This is a genomic window from Methylophaga marina, from assembly GCF_030296755.1.
Lineage (GTDB): Bacteria > Pseudomonadota > Gammaproteobacteria > Nitrosococcales > Methylophagaceae > Methylophaga > Methylophaga marina.
Genome location: NZ_AP027741.1, coordinates 75094 through 93848, shown reverse-complemented (window position 1 = coordinate 93848; position 18755 = coordinate 75094). Strand labels below are relative to the sequence as shown.

Below are 18755 nucleotides of genomic sequence, written 5' to 3'. Positions count from 1 at the left end.
AGTCATAAAGGAACATCGTGTTTTACTAAATAATTGTGTCGTCAGCTACTTCATTTCTATTGGAAAAAGGAAGCAAAATGCGGAAGGTGTTTGCGAAAGAATCCATCAAGTTTCTCAAGCTTGGTGTTGTCGGACTATTACTCATCATCGTGCTGATTCTGGCAGGTGAAAAACTAAGCGGCATAGAAGCGTTGATATTAGGGTTGCTTCCTTATGTGCTGTATCAGATTTACACGGCCATCCAGTCAGCAAAGAAACACAAAAAGAAATAAGGAGAGCTTTGTTATGGTGAGCCAGTTGTCAGACGGACAGGGGAGTTATCAAAACAAACTTGCCTTAGGTTGGTTTCGCTAGAGAGAAATTATTTTTACCCTGACGTTTGACGTCATACATTGCACTGTCAGCGACTTTGAGGAGATTATCCAGAGTGGTGCCATGCTCAGGAAAAAAGCAATGCCGATACTGACACCTATGCTGACTTGTCTGGTTTCATTGTCTGAGGAATTGAAGTCGATGGGAAGCTTTAACCCATCAATCAGTTTTTGAGCCACGGTTTCCACATCAGTACGATCCTTGAGATCATCAATCATAATAACGAACTCATCACCACCAATACGTGCTAATTGATCCGCCTGGCGTAATAAACCACTAAAGCGTTGTGCCACATTCCTCAGTACCTGGTCACCTGCATTGTGACCCCAAGTATCATTGACTGATTTAAAGCCATCCAAGTCTAAGAACATTACGGCAATTTGTTGCTGGTGACGCTTAGCTTTAGCTAAATAGTCCGTGGCATGTTGTTGTAAATAATGCAGTGAAGGCAGCCCTGTAATGGCATCGAAATGCGCCTGTTTTTTTAATTCGATTTGAGCTTGATTTGCAGCGTCCAAGGCTTGATGCAGCTCACTCACATCATATTCCGTGACCAAGATTAAAAACTCTGCCGTTAATGGGTGGCGTGTGATGCGTATATCCAGCGTATGCTGACGCAAGCCAGCACTGGTTTTCATCATATGAGTCCAGCGTCCAACCCGCTTTTCAGTGGCATCTTTTAGTCGCTCAATGCCTTCTTCTAGATGTTCAAAGCGGGCAGTGAAGGCGTTTTTATCAGGATCAAGTTGTTGTGGAATGATGTGTTTATAGGCTTCTGTGGCTGCTGGATTTTCGATAACAATGTCACCAGCAAAAGTAAACGTGCTTACCAATACCGTGGTATATCGCATTGCCTCAACGAGCAGCAAGTTTTCAGGTGTTTCACCGAGCTCAACCTGTTCATTCACATAGGCAATAATGGCGCGATGTCGTTCAGGGCCGATTAAAACAGCTCTGTGTAACATATAGAGTGTTTTGGCCTTACCATCAGGATAGGTCGTCCATGGGTCAATACTCAGACCATTTTTTGCCGCTAACTCAAAGGTTTGCTGCATTCTATCTCGTGCGCCCTGGGTATCACCTGATAGATCTTTATTTATCAGTTCATCAACTGAGTTGAGTCCCCAAAACGTCAGCGCGGCATCATTACCCCACCACCAACCATGTCTATCGAGATCAAAAATCCAAACCACAGTAGGAATCAGTTCGTAAAGATGAAGATCATCTACTCTTTTGATATGGGTAAGGTGACTGTAATCGGTGCTCATAAATAGAGTTAATTGTTTGATTGATATATAAATAGATAGGTGATTATCGCATAAGTACACGTTCAGATAATGAGATGCTTTTCTCTATGACATGACTTTGACGTGATACATGCAAGCCAAAATGTTGGCTTAAATTTAAATTTGTATGTTTAGAAAATTTTCAGAAGTATTTCATCATAAAACTGATAAGCACAAAGATAAGAAGAAAACGACCGACCAAATAAATTCGCCACTCCCACCAATGTGAAGATGTGCCAAGAACGGAATGTATTCGTGTTGGTGAAATAAACCAACAAAACAGTGTAGCGCCAATGACTCCAGAGATAATAATGATATTACCTCCGGCAATTCGATCAATTACGTTGAGCACTGGGTCACCAGCTATCTGTAAGTTGACTGGGGTAAAACTCAAAGCGGATGCTGAACCTAACACCAACATTACTAACGCTACTAATATAACGGCTTTACAGTTAGTCAATTTGAACTCTTCAGAAAAAGTCGAGACGACAACTTTTAAACCAGCCAGTGTCGAAGTAAACGCAACGGCAAAAAATAAGGTAAAAAAAACAATACCAATGATGGAGCCGCCTGATAGCTCTGCAAACACCTTGGGCATGGTCGCAAACGCAAGTTGTGTACCTTTATCGGGTGATAAGCCTTGACTAAATACAAAAGGAAAAATCATCCAAGCAGCCAGTAAGGCGATTGATGTCTGAAATATAGCGACGATAATACAAGCTCTTGGAAGGTGCGTTTTTCGTGGAATGTAACTACCATAGGTAATTAAATAACCTTGTCCTATCGCCAAGGTATAAAAAGCCTGGCCGAAAGCAAATAACCATAATTGACCGTTCTTTAATTCTGCCCAGTCAAACTCAAAGAAAAAGTCTATAGTTTGCTGCCAGCCAGAAGTTTTGCTGGCAGCAATGACCAGAAAAATCATGACTACCAGTAGTATTGGCATCAAGATTTTTGACAAACTTTCAATCATGTTTAAGCCTCTAATCAGGACGATAGAGGTTAATCCGATAACAGCTAGAAAATACCAAAAGCTATTAAATCCTTTGGTAAACTCATCGAAAACTTTTAATTCGCCAAGGCTGGCGTCAACAGAATAGCCAAGTGTCCAACCAGTAATCACCAAATAATAGCTGGTAATGGCACTTGTCAAAATCACAACAAACCAACCGTAATATCGGCCCCAGTGATTGACTTGTTTGAAGGTTGCGACGGTGTTGCCTTGTGTTAGACGTCCAGATGCTACTTCCAGCATCATAATAGGCAGTACGACTATAAATAATGCCAACAAGTAAGCGACGACAAATACCCCACCACCATTTTCGCCAACGATATAGGGAAATCGCCATAAGTTTCCAAGTCCAACTGCAGCGGCAGCCATGGAAACAATAAAGGCCGACTCAGAACTCCATTGTTTCCTCGATTTGTCGATGAAATTATGATCTGACATATAGAACTTTTCAGATTATTGAGTTGGGGGGCGCGTTAGCGTTTTGAATAAGAGACTATCTTTGCATGATTGACTATATTACATCTTACTTACTGACTCAATTATTCAAAGTGCATCAGACAAGTTATGGTAGTAATCTGACGATGGCTCTTTATCCTATAGATATTTAATTTATTTTCTCCCTTAATTTATTTTTACTAATACTAGCTATATGAATGACACAATCAAATTGCTAAAAAATCATCGCTCAATTCGGCAGTTCACATCGGACCCTGTCAGTGATGAAGTGGTACGTGAGATTATCGATGCAGCAGGCTGGTCAGCCACGTCTAACTTTGTTCAGGCATACACGGTTATAAGAGTCAGAAATCCGCAAACACGTCAGCAGATGGCAGAGTTAGCTGGTTCACAAAGTTGGGTGGAAACCAGCCCGGTATTTATAGTGTTTTGTGCTGATCTCAATCGCAACCAGGCAGCCTGTGCTTATGAGAATGTTGAAATGGTCTCCGGTTATACCGAGCAGTTCATAATCGCGACGGTCGATGTCAGTCTAGCTGCACAGAATGCGATGATTGCGGCTGAATCGCTCGGACTTGGTGGTGTTTTTATTGGCGGCATTCGTAATAACCCAGAAAAAGTGTCTGAGCTACTAAAGCTTCCTGATCAGGTTTATCCCGTTTTTGGGATGTGTCTTGGTTATCCGGCAGCATCGCCTGAGCAAAAGCCAAGGCTACCTGTCGATGTCGTTTTGAAAGAAGAGTCTTATCAAGAAGATGAATCAGAACTCGAACATTACAATGAAACGTGCAAAGCCTACTATCAAAACCGATCCAGTGGCTCTCGTAATGAAACATGGACACATCAGATAGCCTCTATGATGACCAAGCCAATGCGTCCACACATGAGGTCATTCCTAGAGAAGAAGGGTTTTAAGTTTAAGTGAATGTTTGGAGAGTAAGCTTAGCGAAATTTACGTCATCCTAGAGTTTCATTAGTGTCTTTTCACATTGATCTTCTCATCAAGAAGACCAAGCTCGCTTTGGTTCGCTATTTCAATACCTGATTTTTGCTCATTGAACTCATGAGCAGTGATCGAGATTATTTGCTCTTTGGTAATGTTGCACAAACTCTTGCATAAAAAAGGCTAAATCATCATTGATGTCACTGGTGTTGATAATATTCTTGGCATAACGCCCCCACACATAGCCCCATGTACTCTGAATGGCGTCATCAACAGGGAAAAATACACGCCGATGAAAGTCTGTGTAGAGCAGGTAACGGCCAGCATGCTCCTCAACCCGCACAATTAATCGCGCATCATCACGCTCAGCTAATGTCACAGGTAAAGACTGAAAAGCTGATGCCACAACCGTGCGAAGCTCAGCCTCATTAACCGCTTCAGGTTCGAGTAGATAACCAATTGCCACTTCACAAGGATTGTTCAAACGTAACGCGGTATCTGCCTGTGCTTGTTGGGTGATGAGAAATGAAGATAGGATGCTTACCAGAAGGGAAGGTAGCCATTTCATATGTGGAGTCCGCTATTAAAAAGCGTTTAGCATACTATCTAATTCATCTATTTTGAGATGCGTGCAGTAATCAGGGAAAAACTCATACCTTCGATCAAGTGACGTTACCTCGATAGGCTCTTTGGGGTTCATGCTTCTACCCAAGCCACGCTCTTTGATTTGTGCACTTTTAAATATACAAACCTATCTTGTATTTATTATGCTTGGCTTTCTAGCAAATATATAAAAGTGTAGTGGTTTACTGATCCCGGACACCATTTTAGGAGGTACTATGACCTCCACAGAGGTGTTCAATGACAAAACAAAGAAGAAGTTTTACCCCAGAATTCAAGCTTGAAGCAGCCAGCTTGGTTGTTGATCAAAATTACAGTATCCCAGAAGCCTGCCGAGCATTGGACGTGGGTGCGTCAGCGATGCGTCGCTGGGTGAAGCAGTTGGAAGCCGAGCGTGGCGGCGTCACACCGGCATCTAAAGCGCTCACGCCCGAGCAACAACGGATTAAAGAACTTGAAGCTCGGATCAAACGGCTGGAGCAAGAGAAGTTCATATTAAAAAAGGCTACCGCTCTCTTGATGTCGGACGAACTCGGCTCTACACGCTGATAGACCAGTTAAGAGAGCATGGCACCGTGACGTTGATTTGCGCGTTGTTTGATGTGGGCCTGAGTAGCTTTTATGACCGGCAGCAACGCCTCAAACAGCCTGATATAGCACGGCTACAATTGCGGGCTAAGGTGAATGAGCTGTTCACCAAAAGTCGCAGCAGTGCGGGCAGCCGGACACTAGTCGACATGTTACGGGATGAGTCCATCAAGATTGGCCGCTTTAAAGTCACTCGCCTGATGAACGAGTTGGGATTGATATGTAAACAACCGGGACCGCATGCCTATAAGCAAGCCACCGTTGAGAGACCTGATATACCGAATGTATTGAATAGAGCGTTTGAACCAGAGAAAGTCAATCAAGTGTGGTGTGGTGACATCACCTATATCTGGACTGGCAGTCGCTGGCATTACCTTGCTGCGATATTGGACTTATATAGTCGCCGTGTTATCGGTTGGGCAACGTCGGCAAGGCCTGATGCAGACTTGGCCGTTAAAGCCTTGGACATGGCCTTTGAGTCACGAGGGAGGCCACAAAATGTTTTGTTCCATAGTGACCAGGGCAGCCAATACGGCTCACGGAAATATCGGCAGCGTTTATGGCGCTATCGAATGACGCAAAGCATGAGTCGTCGTGGTAATTGTTGGGATAACGCTCCAATGGAACGGTTATTTCGTAGCTTGAAGTCTGAATGGTTGCCAAGGCTCGGTTATAGAGGACTGAACGAAGCAATGCGTGATGTGAGTTACTACTTGATGGACTATTACAACTGGCAGCGACCACATCAATTTAATGATGGATTACCACCTGCAAAGGCGGAATATCTGTCTAATCCTGTGTCCGGAATTAGTTGACCACTACAAAAGTGTGTGGAGCTTAACAGGGATATGTATGGAAAAGATTGATGGATTATTAAAGTTAGCTGCAACAGCGGTAGCGCTAGTTGTGCCATGTATTTTGTTGTCTGACTTTAGTTACCATATTGGGCATATTTTTGCATTTGGATTAAGTCACGAACTCATAGATAAAGACATGTCTGATGTCTTGGTAGAAAGTTGGTACATCGGTGTTTTAGGTGCAGGGTGGTTACTCTCTAAATGGCCTTATTTTCTTGGTTTTTTCATTTTACTCATTGTTATTGTTTTAGCTGCTTTTTTTACTGCAAGATATGCAAAAGAAAATGGTAAAGATTGGTTTTTCGAAGAACTGAGCAAAGAAAATTAAGGTAGAAAAATATTAGGTATTACTCAATGGCATTGGTGTCAGTTAGCTGAAATGCATGTTGATCTTTCATCTTGGTTTTATTATCCACTGGTCATAATTTGTTTTATTGGATTATTAACAGTCTTTCCATATGAAAGGGGGCAGCGTGATGCTGAAAAACAAATAAAAATATACGCAGAATCGAGTTGCCAGAGTAAAGAAAAAGTTGGCCGATGCATGTATTTGATCGATACCAACAAGAATAATCAAATGATTGCAAAAGGCATTCTTATCTCAGCCAATGATAAGAAAGTTGCTCTGTACAACAACAAGGTAGAAGTCTGGTCGTTAGTAGATAGCTATCTGATTCAAAAAGGTAAATAACGCATTCCGTAGGTTGGGTAGAGCGATAGCGAAACCCAACATTTTGATGATTTGATAGGTGTTTTGTAATTTGATGTTTGTTGGGTTTCATGTTTCAACCCAACCTACGAAGCATATGAATGTTTATTAGTAGGTTGGCGAGAGTGATAACGAAACCCAATATGTCTAGGAGGGGATAAAACTCAATTCCTCTCACCAAATGTTTTCATATCAACCTTCTCATCATATCCCCAGTGTTTATCAATCACGCCGTTACGAAAAAATTTATGAATGCTGGAGTGAGGCCAATCAATGGCTTTATCGACATAGCCATGTTTGACGGGATTGTAGTGAATATAATCCACATGGTTCATATAATCTTTTTCATCGCGAATTAAGTGTTCCCAATATCGACGTTGCCAGATACCGCGTTCATTTTTCGAGTGCCGAGTTTTGTTGATATGTTCATCCTTGGGCAAGCCTCTCGAAAATGTCGATTTAATTAATCGCCACCGCATCGAAAAGTCAGTATCAGTTTCAGGCAAAGTCCAAATGGTATGTAAATGATCGGGCAAGATAACAATGGCATCAATGTTAAATGGATGAGCTTGTTTAATGTGTTGGAAAGATTGTTTTAACAGATCGATATTATCCGTCAATAACGTTTTACGTCGTTCCAATAAATTGATCGTAAAGAAAAATGTGCCACCAGGCACAAAGGTTCGTCGATATTGCATTGCTCACCATCCATGTGAAACAAAAAGTAACCATTATTGTAGGTTGGGTTGAGTGATAACGAAACCCAACATTTTGATGATATGAGAGATGTTTAGAGATTTAAGGCGTGTTTGTTGGGTTTCATTCTTCAACCCAACCTACGGGGTAATTAGAAAAGATAAATAATTTGTTTCGAACAAATCAAGCAGGCTGATCTAGATTGTGACGCTTTATAATTAGGCTACAAGTTTAAAATTTTTGTTTTTGAATTCTTTTCTAATATCATTCTCAAAATTAGATAAAATTGTTTCAGGATTCAGATTATCTTTATTTTCTAAATGATCCTCAATTATATTCAACCTTTTCTCTCTATTTGTTATCAATAAGGTTGTCATCAGAATATTTCTAGGTTCCATAAAGCTTAGATACTCAGTATGGGCTCTTTCGATTTCCCTATCAATTTCAGTAATACTGGACAAGATCTGCGACCATTTTTTGAGTTGTTTGATGCCGTGTTTTTTATCCGCATTAATAATTGGTAAAGTTATTTTAAGTTCATTAATTAAGCTAATTATGTGTCCAATATTATCTTGATAATTCCAGATATATATACCTTTAATATTCCCTATGTTTTCATTTGTCCAGTTATGTATTTTTTTACCGTTACTGTCGGTTTCATCGTAGTCAACTTCAATTGATACCGTAGCATTTTTTACCTTAGCCATATTCTCTAATGATTTTTTTGCTAATTCAGGATATGAACCTCTGAGCAACCGAATTTTTTTGCTAATAGTTTTTGAGTGTTTATATAAGTTATTAACTCTTGTCTCATCAATCGTAAGTAACTGTTTTGTAATACTGGATATTAAGGCCTCGAGTTCAAGCTCATTTCTCAATCTATTCCGTTGAATCGTAAATGTTTCATTGAGCTTAAAATAGATATCACCGCAGTTTCCTCCAATCATTGCTTCTATGCCGTTTTTGGTCTCGACTAGATATCCATTCATAAAATGATGATTGCATGTACTTTTCTTTTTTTGAATTTGGCAACTCGCTAGTTTTTCTTCATTTTTCTGAAGTTGTATTGAACAGACTAGTGATTTGAAGTTATCGTGGGTTACTTCCTGATTAAGATTAAATCTTTCTCGTTCTACTATTTCAGCGTATGTTGTAATTACTAAACTTGTCATAGAGAGATTCCTTAAATATAAAAAAGCCGACATAAAAGTCGGCTTTTTTATTAAATAATTAGTGTCGTGCAACTGATGTAATGACCCTTGGAATCTATGTATATCAATGGGTTACATTTTTACTATAGCATCTGCTAACCATTGATTTAACAGCAACAGGTGACCGTGTACCGATAAAAATAACTGATCAACTGACCGTGAATGGCCCCAAATAACGGATCCGGTGACCGTGGATAATGGTAGAGGAGGGTCTAGATTGTTTACTAAGTATGAATTTTTACAGACAGATAATCGTTTTAATGGAATAACTTGATTATAAGATCAGGTTAGAATTTTCCGCTTTGAGATGAAGCTAAAAGCAGATACCCCATTTTTTTGGGCTCTGGAACTATTTTTGTTATTGAGAGAGACTCAAATGTGTAAACCTCAGAATCGGTTTTTAGTGGAATAATCCGATTTGAAATTATTATTTGAATTTACTACTGTCATTATTTCTGGAGTCAAACCAGCCTTCTGGGAGGCCAACTTTTTTCTCCATACGCCTTACTGCAAGATTACCAAAGCTTTTTCTTTCCCTCAGCATCATTGACAGGGTACCCTCTGAACCACCAAATTTTCTGGTGAAATCAGTGATTCCTCCATGTTTATCAATAAGCAAAATTAAATTTTTAACCCTTAAGGAGGAAACATTTTCTTGGTTGTATGATGGTTTTCTTCCTGTTTTAGTGTCATAAGAAGCCATTGACTTAATCCTTTGTATATCGAGATCCTTTAATTTCTTTTTCAGATAAATCTTAACCAAAGTATTATCCGGCTGAGGCGTAATACCGACAGCAGCAAGTTTTTCGGCAAGGTTTGTCGCATTCTCTCCCAATTCTTCAGCGATACTCCCTATCACAATAAATTTATCTTTAAATCGGTCTAGTGAATCCCTTTTAATCAAAAGTCTTCTGCTCCCTGATGAGTCATGTTCCATTAAAAAACCATGATTTATCAAATCAACTACTACAGAATGGTAAGTGTGCAATACCTCGCCAGCCTCTTTTACCGTTAATGCGTCATCAGGTCTGAGCTCTTTCCTTTTAGCCTTTTCAGTATCTACGTTAAGAACATATAGTTGATTGATTATTTTTTTCCTTTGTAGTAGATGGGTAGCTTGTCTGAAAGAACGCCACGAACAATTTCTTCAATAGGGTAGTGCTTAATGCTTGTTAGGCTACTTTTCCCATTATATGGCTGTGCTTTTTGAGTAAGTTTGCCAATCAGCTCATTAACCGAATCAAGGTTGACCATTAGAAATTTATGCTGCTTTTTGTCATCACCTGTATCGTTGAATACTTTGGATGCTATATATTTTTCCTCGATTAGCTTTTTGAGTACAAAGGCAGAAATGCCAGCACTCCTCGCTGTCTCATTGATAGGTGCCCACCAGACAGAAACTGGTAGTTCGAATGTGCGGTTTTCATTATCAGGAACTGTATTGTTGAATTTCCCCCAGCAGATAGCGCTCTTTCTTTGATTGCACTCGGCAAATTTGGTAAGTATTTCCATTTTGCAACAACCTGATTCTGGAAGTTTGCAAGAGACTGAGTGAACGTAGGTTCATCAGAACAATATGGCCATAACCTATCGATTAGGTCTCTCATTTCTGAAACAGATTTGAGTTGTGGACTTAGTCTATGATGTGGACGAAGACAATCTGGACTCGTTAAAAGCCATCCAAGCATCAATCGATCAAGTAACTTTTCAATTGCATTCACATTATCAATTTTGTCCATAAGTGCTTCTGTGCATTCTAACTCTTGTTCTGAAGCAATAATTTTATTTGCTGGCTTATGACATACTAAACAGAACCGGGATAGCATATGAGCGGTTGAGTATGTCGTCCCACAAGCATGGCAGCTATCCACTAATTGACATTGATGTTCTGGACACGCAGTTACAAACGAAATCAACCAAGCTCTTTGATGGGGACGACCTTCTCTGACACATGATGGGCAAAATCGCCAGCTGTTAAATGAGATATAGTCGTCCGAGACTGTACCAGGCATCGGACTTCGAAGTGTTAGAGCAGCTTGTTTTACTCGAAGAGGTTCTTCACCAGTAAAACTTGCCAGTGCCTCTATGTTGACATTACCTTTTGCCAGCATACGCATATGATTTTTTGTTAAACCATTTTCGCTTGTTTCCATACCGAAATAATTAGCAATTGAAAACATGCTGGCGTATGAATTTACATGCGTTGCACGTGATAATAGGCTAGGCAGTGATTCACCCTCCAACAGCAAACACTGCACTGGCAAGTGATATTTATTTTCCAAAAATCTCTCCCATGCCTCTGGCTGTTGGGGCCAGTGTTCGTTTCGTCTCTAAATTTACAGAGAAGTTCAACACCTTCTCTAAGCTCACATCAAAAGCATCAGTCAGCCCATCTTGGCTATCAATTTGTTTAATTGTGGCACTATGAAGATGCTCAGCAGTTATCGTCTCACTTCCTGACTTAAGCGCATTATTGATCGCCGTTGTGAGAATGAGAACCAAAGGGCGCATCGCACCTGATGTGGCCGCATAACATCTGTCTTCAAAATCAGGACATTCAACTTGGATCCCATGTTGGCCTATTGTTTGGACATATTTGAGGGTAACTGCTCGCCATGACGATCTGTCCTTCGGATAGAGAAAATGACTAAGATAATAATGAGTTTGGAATCGGCTTCGAATTTGTTCATCGGCATTCCACAAAACCATCACCGAACTCATTCCAGACAAAACAAATGAAACGCCCGTCTCGTCCAGTATTTTAAAGGCATTCAGAATGTTATCGATGACTTTTTGGGAGGGGTTACCACCAGGGATTAAATGTTGAATTTCATCAATGATTATCAAACGACACTTTCTCTCTGAAATTGTCGCAATTAACCTTCGTTCTAAATCTTTTGTTGTAGAACGCCTCGCAAGTGGGTCTCCAAACCCTACCAGTAATTCAGAAAACATGCCTTTCACAGTAGAACCAGAGGTTAACTGGGTTCTTATCACAGCGTCCTCGCCATAAAGTTTTGTGCCATGCTTCAATAAAGCTTTGGTTAAAGTTGTTTTACCCACACCGCTGTTACCATGAACAATCATGCCACTTCCAGGCATCCCTTCATCTTTCAGTGTCATCAAGCTCATGCCGCGATCAAAAGCTTTCTGAAAATTACCATGCGGGATACATCTTGAGAGGATCGCTTCATTTAACGTTTTGATTTTTTCATTATTGTTTACAGTCATAGTTTTTCCTTAAAATTCAATTTCATCAGGGATATTTTCAATTTCATCTGTTAGTTCGTCTTTCATTGTCCGAAACTCATCTGCACCTTCTTCCGAATGAGATTGGTTAGAGAGCATTCTGGGAAGTTCAGGTTGACTTGGTTTGTTTATTTTTCGTTTAGATTTATTTGGTCCTCCTTTGATATATCTGGCAGCTTTTGCCGGTAGTTTCTTTGTTCCTTTAGCTTGGGTGAATTCATCAATTTTGTTTTCAAGTGCCAATACCGCATCATGGTATTCATGGCGAGATAGGTTGGCTTTCTTGCGGTTATTCTTTTCTCTTAGCACAACTTTGTGATTGAAAAAGCTTCGGCCATGGGCGATCTTTTGTTTAGATTTAACCTCAAAAAATGTGTGATTGAGCTCATCAAAAACCCAAATCACGCCCACATCAGATTCAGACCACTTGAATTCGACGGTAGGGTTTTTACCATCATAATGAGACACGATTTGGTTTCTGTATCGAGACAGCCACTCATTGTTGAATGTGAGAGAGTTGAAGTGGACCCCGTCCGGTTGAATACTAAAACGCTTTCTGCTGGACTTTGATAAACATAGTTTTACGTAGTCCTCTTCAAGTCCAGAACCTGCAAAACCATTCTTTTGTATTGAATTAGCCCATAATTGATTAGGGGTATAACCATCCTTGTTAGGCGTTATATGCCGTAGAGTTACAATCCACTGTAAAAAAAGTTCTTTAAATTCATCAAACGATAAGTGAGGATAATCTAAGCCGTGTTTCTCTGGTTCGTATTTGTATACCTGACCGTTGTACTTGGAAAATAAACGTTTGTTTGTTTTACCAAACTCTCGCTCAACTTCAGCTTTATAAAAGGCCTGTCGGGGAGGCGAATAGCTAAGAGTAATACCTAATTCGATAGCAGCTTGTTCAAGATCTCGACCAAGAAAGTCCTTACCATTGTCTAGGATTAATTCATCAGGGATCCCAAACATAGGCCACTGCCAAGTTCTATTGCCGCCCATTTCACTCATGATCTTTGGACTAATAGCCATCTTCAACGCATTCATGACCGTGTCAGCATTTGGTGCGTATGGAGAAATCCAAAACCCCAGAATCGCCTCACTGTAACGATCAACTAACAGTGTTACCCATGGCCTTACCAGCACACCTAAACCGAGATCGACATAAACATCTGCTTGTGTGTGATCTGCCTGGACAAGTTCAAGGTGTTTACTGACGATCGGTGACATTCTCTGGTGACGAGTCATTTTGTAGGCGTATTCATGGCTGAAACGCGAAGTTAAAACTTCGTATTTATCAAGTTTTTGAATGTGGCGACATAGCGTGTTATAACTCGGTGTGTCGATTAACTTCTGCCCGTTGGCACTACGCTGCCTATTTTCTAAATCAATTTTCGCAGCCATGAGCTCATGAACATTTCTGGCCGAACGGCGATGTTTATTCAAATAAACTGACTTAATAATTTCTTCAAGAAGCTCTAATTGCTCTGGACTCAATTTGGAATGAGTGTTGCCTGATGGCGATCTAATAAGGCTCAGGACATTCCCACCAGACTTTTGCCAATAGCGATACCAGCGTCTCACTGTAGCTTCGCTGGGGCTGTTTTTGATAGCTGTTCTATCAAGCTCGTGGCAGTTTTTTAGATATTTTTTGTGAGTTTGAATTACAAAATTAGTTACAGGTTTTTCAGAGAGTTTGCCTCCATTTCGCCGATAGGCATCCATTTCTGTCATATAAAAATGACGCATCAATACTTCATCAAGTTGATTTTCTGGAATAGTAGAGAGATTCACCTGAAAATTTGGCATTTCCCGGTAATAATCTGAGGTTTCATGCAGTTCAATTTTGTTTCGAAGAGATAAGTCATACAACTCATCTGCTGATAGATATTTGTCTACTCGACCTTTATGCGGAATCAACTTATATCTGCCGCCGGGACCTTTCCCAGCACATGAATAAGTTTTGCCGTTTATTGAGAGACTTTCACCTTTTGAAAGACTTAAGCCAGCCATGAGTCATTTCCGAAATGGACGGATTGGCTTTGAATTGGCAGATCCCAATCAATCAACAAGGCGCCATCTAAAATCATGCCCGCCAGCACTGCTCGCACTGAAGGGTAGGCTGAGGTTAATCTCACTAGTTCATTGAAATCCATCGGCAATGAGCTGTTTAACCAAGTCTTTACATCATCAATCAGTCTTGTATGGGGAGAACCCTTACAAAAGCTGAGTAACAGTTTTGAATTATCAGTTCTGGTCGTGATGAGCTCCTGCTCTGTCAAAAGTGTATAGCTATATCCACGCTGCGCTGCGTATTGCTTCAATGCCGCGCAACGTGCCTTAAATTTTGGAGATTTAGTGTTATCGATATAGCGAATATCGATCAGTGCGTGCCCACTTTTTAAAGTCAACTCAAAATCCGGATAAACAGTTCTGAACTTATCAAAAAAATACACGTTCACAGGATAAGGCTGAGTCTTATAGGAAAGAATTTCAGAGTAAGACTCAAAATATCTGCAGGCGTGTTTTTCAAGTGCACTTTCAAAAGTCACCAACGCTTGATTAACTCTACTTGCGAAATAGCCAATAAAATGTGTTCTGAAACCCGAACGAAATACTTCCCTTGATACAGCCTGCTTGGTTAGCTTAGTTGGAATGAGGAACTCACACGACGGATCATCCACAAATAGCGCATCAAACGTTTCGAGACGTGGCACATCTGGAGGGATTTCTGAATAACCTAAGATTTTCTTTTTCGTTTCATTCATTTTTAATCAACCATATGTCTATACGTATGGACAAATATAGACAAATAAAAAGTTATTTCCTCAAAGCCAATTTCAATAGTTCTTTCATAAAAGGTTCCGCTCCTGGTGAGGGATTAATTGCTGATGCGCTACGATGAATATAAAGCTCACCTGCTCTAACACCTATAATACCGAACTTGGGATCAACTAATAATTCTGAAGATACAGCGTCTTTTTCTTGAAGTATAATCCAGCAATAGTCCACATATGCTTCAGGTAAACTAGTTTCAATGTTAGTTGCAGCATCAAATTCGTAATGTATTTCAAAAGTATGTATCTGGACTGGTGAGTCCAGCTTCAATTGAACTAGTGCTATTACGTCATAAGTTCGATTTTTTTGTTTATCATAAATTTTAGGATAGACATAACAACGAGCAGGGCTATTGACCTTAGTCCAAGAATGATTTTGCGATAGCACGAGAATGCTTTCAGCCTCAAAGCGATCAGCTTCATTTAAGCTAGCTACGAGTAGATCATCACCTCGTCCCCGGTTAGTTGCTCCTTGAAGGGCCGGACGATAAGCTTCCCAAGTTTGCTTGACTGAACGTATGGATGCTTTACCTGTAAGAATTTGTTCCGATAATTTAGTTGTAATGTCAGTAGGAGCCACACGTTCCAAACGTTCAAGAATCTCTAATGCCTCAGCTGAGATAAAATCCGGAAGTTCTTCTAATTCACATAAAGTTTGATTATGTGATCTGAGTTTATTGTAATAGCTTCCAGCTTTTTTGTAACGCCAACATCTTGCTCTAGAGATATTGTAAGTAGTTGATATAAAGGACATCCATTCAGAAAAATTTGCAAATCCATAACGCCAGAGTTGATCGCGTTGAACTTTATCAATTACAGCAGCAAATGGCCCCCACAGTCTATCATCTAACTGACTGACGGCTTTTGCAGTTATTTGAGGTAGGGTTTTCTCATTAATATCCATTTGTGTATCATATACCAGGCTTGTCCATTCGTCAAGACTAAAATGAAGATTATGATTTCATGTTAAAACTGGACCAAGTAGATACAAGTTAAGTCATAAAAAGGTATATATGACATAAGAGCGGATTGAATATTTAACAATATAACTATGATAAGCGCTGTATGAGATTGAACATACTACTTATACCATGACCAGTTTATGGTGGATTAATTGCCAAATAATACGGTTGAATATATGAATGATGATGATAAAAACACTATTAACAATATTATAAAAGATATTTTCAGGTACATGCATAATGCTCAAAACATACCTGAAATCAATGATCAGATTTTAGAAATATATTATGAATCTGAAACCTTGAAAACTCATCGGCAAGATATTTCAGTAAGTGGTTTCACAGGATTTACTCATGAAGATTTGAGTTTAATCTGGGAGGAGGTGCTAAGTAGGTTTAAAGAAGGCGTTGAGAATAAAAATTCTTCATTTTCTTTACTGTTGTTCGACTATTTTACTGATATGGCAACGAACGATGAAGAGCATTCTAATCTGACTTCATTCTACTTATTAGTTAAACATACCAAAGATCCGAATGCTGTTTACAAAATAACTCCCTCTATGAATTCTGAAGTAGCGTTATCACATACCTTAAAAAGCCATGAGTTATGTCATTATAAATTCATACGCTACGATCTTTCTCTAGAAGACCAACTACATACGGATACCAAAAAGATTAGAGATATTCTTACTGAAGAAATACTTGATGACTATTTAGGTAAGGATAAAACAAGGCTACTCTCTCAGTTCTTAAATAACTCTTGCCTTACAGAGTTAGTTGAGCTAGAAAAACTGAAGGAACAATGTATTAATGAGGCCGGTGAGAAAGAATTTCAATTTTTAGACCAATTTTTGTCAGCTGCCCCTTTACCAGTGATTGAAATTTTGGCGAACGAAAATACAAATTTAACCAGTCTTAAGCTTTATATGGATACTTCAGCCCCCCTGTTAGCTACATTTATACTCGATTTTGAGGATGGCCCCATTCATATTAAAGTTAAAGATATTTTGAAATTACATCCAATGACTTATCTTTATTCGTCTTATTGGAATAAATTGTTGACATGCACAACTCCTTCACTTAAAAAAATTTATTATGATGCATTAATTCAGATGTTCTTCCTTGGTGAGATTAATCTCAAATTGATTGTTGTTTCTCCACAAGCATAGCAATATCTGAATTAACACAGTCCCGAGAAATAAATTATATCTTGCATGAAAGCTCCGTCGCTTAGCTCAACAGACACAGTCATAAATTTAATAAAAATTTAATGTGTGAGGACTAGTACTTCTGTGTTGGGGAATACACAAATACCGCCTGTATATCCTAATAAAAAAACCACATATAAAAACGACTATTAACGTAAATATTTTGTCTGGCGGAGTCTGCCTCCTAGATAGTTCTGACTCTGAGTACGTTTCATCCGCAGCAGTTGCGCAGATTAGTGGCGCTAAAGATGTGCGCATGGAACAAGTGACCAGTTTGCCGATGTTATCAATTAATCCGCAGCGAGAACATCTGACCCTGCTGGGACTGGACATTGCAACCTTACAAAATGCCTAGCAAATGGTCATTGGCGGTCAGGATCTGGGGCTGATTTATGAGGGCGATAAACTCTTCCGGCTGGTGATGCGGCTCGATAAACAATTACGCCGAGATGTTGATTCACATTCTTCTAACTTTGCTGCAAAAGTAGAGGTGCAAATCCACCACCCGGTGTACGTAAGTTGGTAGCTTGACCTCGATAAAGTCTTGCTGCAGCAAGTAATAATTCCCCTCGGTAAGTATACAATCGCACATCAACCTTAAGCATTTCACGTTCGTTATCAACCATCACAACACGTTCTGAGGGTGGCACATAGGCCTGTGCAACATAATCACTTTCAAGAATACGTGCAAATGTGCTTTTGGTCAGCTTGCTGCCGCGATAGACACCCTTGCTGCCATGACCTGCCACCGGTTTAAAAACCACTGCCGCCGTTGTTGCCAGAGTGATTGCTCATCATGGGCGGTAACCTGAATGGTGTGGGGAATACCCTTTTTTAAAAGTTCAGCATTTTCAGTACTTAACCCCCAATCTAGTAGAGTCTGCTGATCTGACATTAAGGCCAAGTTTCGCTTATCAGCAAATAGGGCGTGTGTATAAGGATTCGGGGTGATAACTGCTCCACATTCTAACCAAGCAAAACGCAAAGCAGCATGTTCAGGTGCATCTAGTCCAAAGTCGACCAGACGGTTGTAAACCAAATCGATTTTCTGGTTATCACCATACAAGACTCCTGATTCGTATTTGAGATCCGTTGGTGAAAGTATGACGGCATCAATGCCATGTTGGATGAATAGCTGTTGCGCGAGTTTGAACTCCGGATAGAGATGTTGTTCTTCCGGTGCATCGTCGATGATTGCAATTCGCTCAGGTTGTCCGCTACCTCTCTGGGCCCGCCATTCACTTATAAATTGCGCAATGACTGCTTCATCGAAATCTTTTGCCCAAGACGCCTGTGTATTGCCGCTACAACATTTTAGTTGGCCGCGAGTCAGGATGGCATTAAGAAAAGCGCCACCGGCATTGGTATTGATTTCGATAAGACGAGGACCATCCTCACTGAGGTGGAAATCATAGCCCATAAAAGCGCCTACTGGACCGGGATTATGCCGTGCACTCTCAGGTGCCCAAGACATGATCTGTTGCTGATATTCTGCAAGTGAAGCAGCGGATTCGATTGCCTTAACAATCGCCTGCATTTGTTCAAGATCAGAACTTGGAACAAAAATCGCGGCATTTGAGAAGAATTGGCGCATGCCCGAAGTAGACAGGATGCCTTCAGCGTTATCACCCAATTGGTTGTTGAGATCGCGAATAATCGCTGACCAATCTAGAGTAACGCAGGTACAGTGATGGTTTAGCCGTTGTGATCTTGTCTGCTCTTGAGAACTATCGATTTTTTTCATT

At 40.2% G+C, this 18755-nt stretch carries 19 protein-coding genes and 1 pseudogene; 6 read left to right on the top strand and 14 right to left on the bottom strand.

The annotated features are described in order from the left end of the window. The first annotated feature begins 77 nt into the window (after positions 1-77). On the top strand, positions 78-272 hold the full coding sequence (locus tag QUE24_RS00475) for a hypothetical protein (protein WP_286304747.1): 195 nt from the start codon (positions 78-80) through the stop codon (positions 270-272). 78 nt (positions 273-350) lie between these two features. Here QUE24_RS00475 and QUE24_RS00470 read toward each other — a convergent pair whose 3' ends face one another. Then, entirely contained in the window at positions 351-1640 is a 1290-nt protein-coding gene (locus tag QUE24_RS00470; RefSeq protein WP_286304746.1) for a GGDEF domain-containing protein, read from the bottom strand. A 160-nt stretch (positions 1641-1800) separates the two neighbouring features. Next, on the bottom strand, positions 1801-3108 hold the full coding sequence (locus QUE24_RS00465; protein WP_286304745.1) for a sodium-dependent transporter: 1308 nt from the start codon (positions 3106-3108) through the stop codon (positions 1801-1803). Positions 3109-3319: 211 nt separating this feature from the next. Here QUE24_RS00465 and nfsA point away from each other — a divergent pair, with 211 nt between their 5' ends. After that, positions 3320-4051, top strand: a complete 732-nt coding sequence (nfsA, locus tag QUE24_RS00460) for an oxygen-insensitive NADPH nitroreductase (protein WP_286304744.1) — start codon at positions 3320-3322, stop codon at positions 4049-4051. Between the two features lie 136 nt (positions 4052-4187). On the opposite strand, the gene QUE24_RS00455 is transcribed toward nfsA, so the two are convergent. Further along, entirely contained in the window at positions 4188-4637 is a 450-nt protein-coding gene (locus QUE24_RS00455) for a hypothetical protein (protein ID WP_286304743.1), read from the bottom strand. 293 nt (positions 4638-4930) lie between these two features. Between QUE24_RS00455 and QUE24_RS00450 the strand changes: the two genes are divergently transcribed. The 3 genes from QUE24_RS00450 to QUE24_RS00440 all read left to right on the top strand — a co-directional run bounded on the left by QUE24_RS00450 (position 4931) and on the right by QUE24_RS00440 (position 6826). Beyond that, a protein-coding gene (locus tag QUE24_RS00450) for an IS3 family transposase (RefSeq protein WP_286304156.1) occupies positions 4931-6093 on the top strand; the annotation gives its coding sequence in 2 pieces (ribosomal slippage) (positions 4931-5186 and positions 5186-6093; 1164 coding nt in all). A gap of 37 nt (positions 6094-6130) precedes the next feature. After that, positions 6131-6463 (top strand): hypothetical protein, encoded by a 333-nt coding sequence (locus QUE24_RS00445; protein ID WP_286304742.1) that lies wholly within the window; start codon positions 6131-6133, stop codon positions 6461-6463. A gap of 51 nt (positions 6464-6514) precedes the next feature. Then, positions 6515-6826: a hypothetical protein gene (locus tag QUE24_RS00440; RefSeq protein WP_286304741.1), complete on the top strand. Its 312-nt coding sequence runs from the start codon at positions 6515-6517 to the stop codon at positions 6824-6826. A gap of 182 nt (positions 6827-7008) precedes the next feature. Here QUE24_RS00440 and QUE24_RS00435 read toward each other — a convergent pair whose 3' ends face one another. The 9 genes and pseudogenes from QUE24_RS00435 to QUE24_RS00400 form a co-directional block, all read right to left on the bottom strand. Beyond that, positions 7009-7542, bottom strand: a complete 534-nt coding sequence (locus tag QUE24_RS00435) for an REP-associated tyrosine transposase (RefSeq protein ID WP_286304740.1) — start codon at positions 7540-7542, stop codon at positions 7009-7011. A 216-nt stretch (positions 7543-7758) separates the two neighbouring features. Then, positions 7759-8712 carry a hypothetical protein gene (locus tag QUE24_RS00430; RefSeq protein WP_286304739.1) on the bottom strand — a complete coding sequence of 318 codons (954 nt, stop codon included), beginning with the start codon at positions 8710-8712 and terminating at the stop codon, positions 7759-7761. A gap of 466 nt (positions 8713-9178) precedes the next feature. Next, positions 9179-9688 (bottom strand): hypothetical protein, encoded by a 510-nt coding sequence (locus QUE24_RS00425; RefSeq protein WP_286304738.1) that lies wholly within the window; start codon positions 9686-9688, stop codon positions 9179-9181. 149 nt (positions 9689-9837) lie between these two features. Beyond that, a complete protein-coding gene (locus QUE24_RS00420; RefSeq protein ID WP_286304737.1) occupies positions 9838-10263 on the bottom strand; it encodes a hypothetical protein in 426 nt (141 codons plus the stop codon). Positions 10264-10634: 371 nt separating this feature from the next. Continuing rightward, a pseudogene (locus QUE24_RS15735) lies at positions 10635-11009 on the bottom strand (TniQ family protein); the annotation flags it as partial. Positions 11010-11022: 13 nt separating this feature from the next. Continuing rightward, entirely contained in the window at positions 11023-11982 is a 960-nt protein-coding gene (locus tag QUE24_RS00415) for a TniB family NTP-binding protein (protein WP_014706994.1), read from the bottom strand. A 9-nt stretch (positions 11983-11991) separates the two neighbouring features. Next, positions 11992-14016, bottom strand: coding sequence for a TnsB C-terminal domain-containing protein (locus tag QUE24_RS00410; RefSeq protein WP_286304736.1), 2025 nt, complete (start codon positions 14014-14016; stop codon positions 11992-11994). Further along, positions 14004-14771 carry a hypothetical protein gene (locus QUE24_RS00405; RefSeq protein ID WP_286304735.1) on the bottom strand — a complete coding sequence of 256 codons (768 nt, stop codon included), beginning with the start codon at positions 14769-14771 and terminating at the stop codon, positions 14004-14006. The genes QUE24_RS00410 and QUE24_RS00405 overlap by 13 nt, the downstream gene beginning before the upstream one ends. Positions 14772-14823: 52 nt before the next feature. Then, positions 14824-15744, bottom strand: a complete 921-nt coding sequence (locus tag QUE24_RS00400; RefSeq protein ID WP_286304734.1) for a hypothetical protein — start codon at positions 15742-15744, stop codon at positions 14824-14826. 210 nt (positions 15745-15954) lie between these two features. Here QUE24_RS00400 and QUE24_RS00395 point away from each other — a divergent pair, with 210 nt between their 5' ends. Next, positions 15955-16971 (top strand): hypothetical protein, encoded by a 1017-nt coding sequence (locus tag QUE24_RS00395; protein ID WP_286304733.1) that lies wholly within the window; start codon positions 15955-15957, stop codon positions 16969-16971. 506 nt (positions 16972-17477) lie between these two features. Here QUE24_RS00395 and QUE24_RS00390 read toward each other — a convergent pair. After that, positions 17478-17759, bottom strand: a complete 282-nt coding sequence (locus QUE24_RS00390; protein WP_286304732.1) for a hypothetical protein — start codon at positions 17757-17759, stop codon at positions 17478-17480. Continuing rightward, positions 17714-18754 carry a hypothetical protein gene (locus QUE24_RS00385; protein ID WP_286304731.1) on the bottom strand — a complete coding sequence of 347 codons (1041 nt, stop codon included), beginning with the start codon at positions 18752-18754 and terminating at the stop codon, positions 17714-17716. The genes QUE24_RS00390 and QUE24_RS00385 overlap by 46 nt, the downstream gene beginning before the upstream one ends. Between the last annotated feature and the right edge of the window lies 1 nt (position 18755).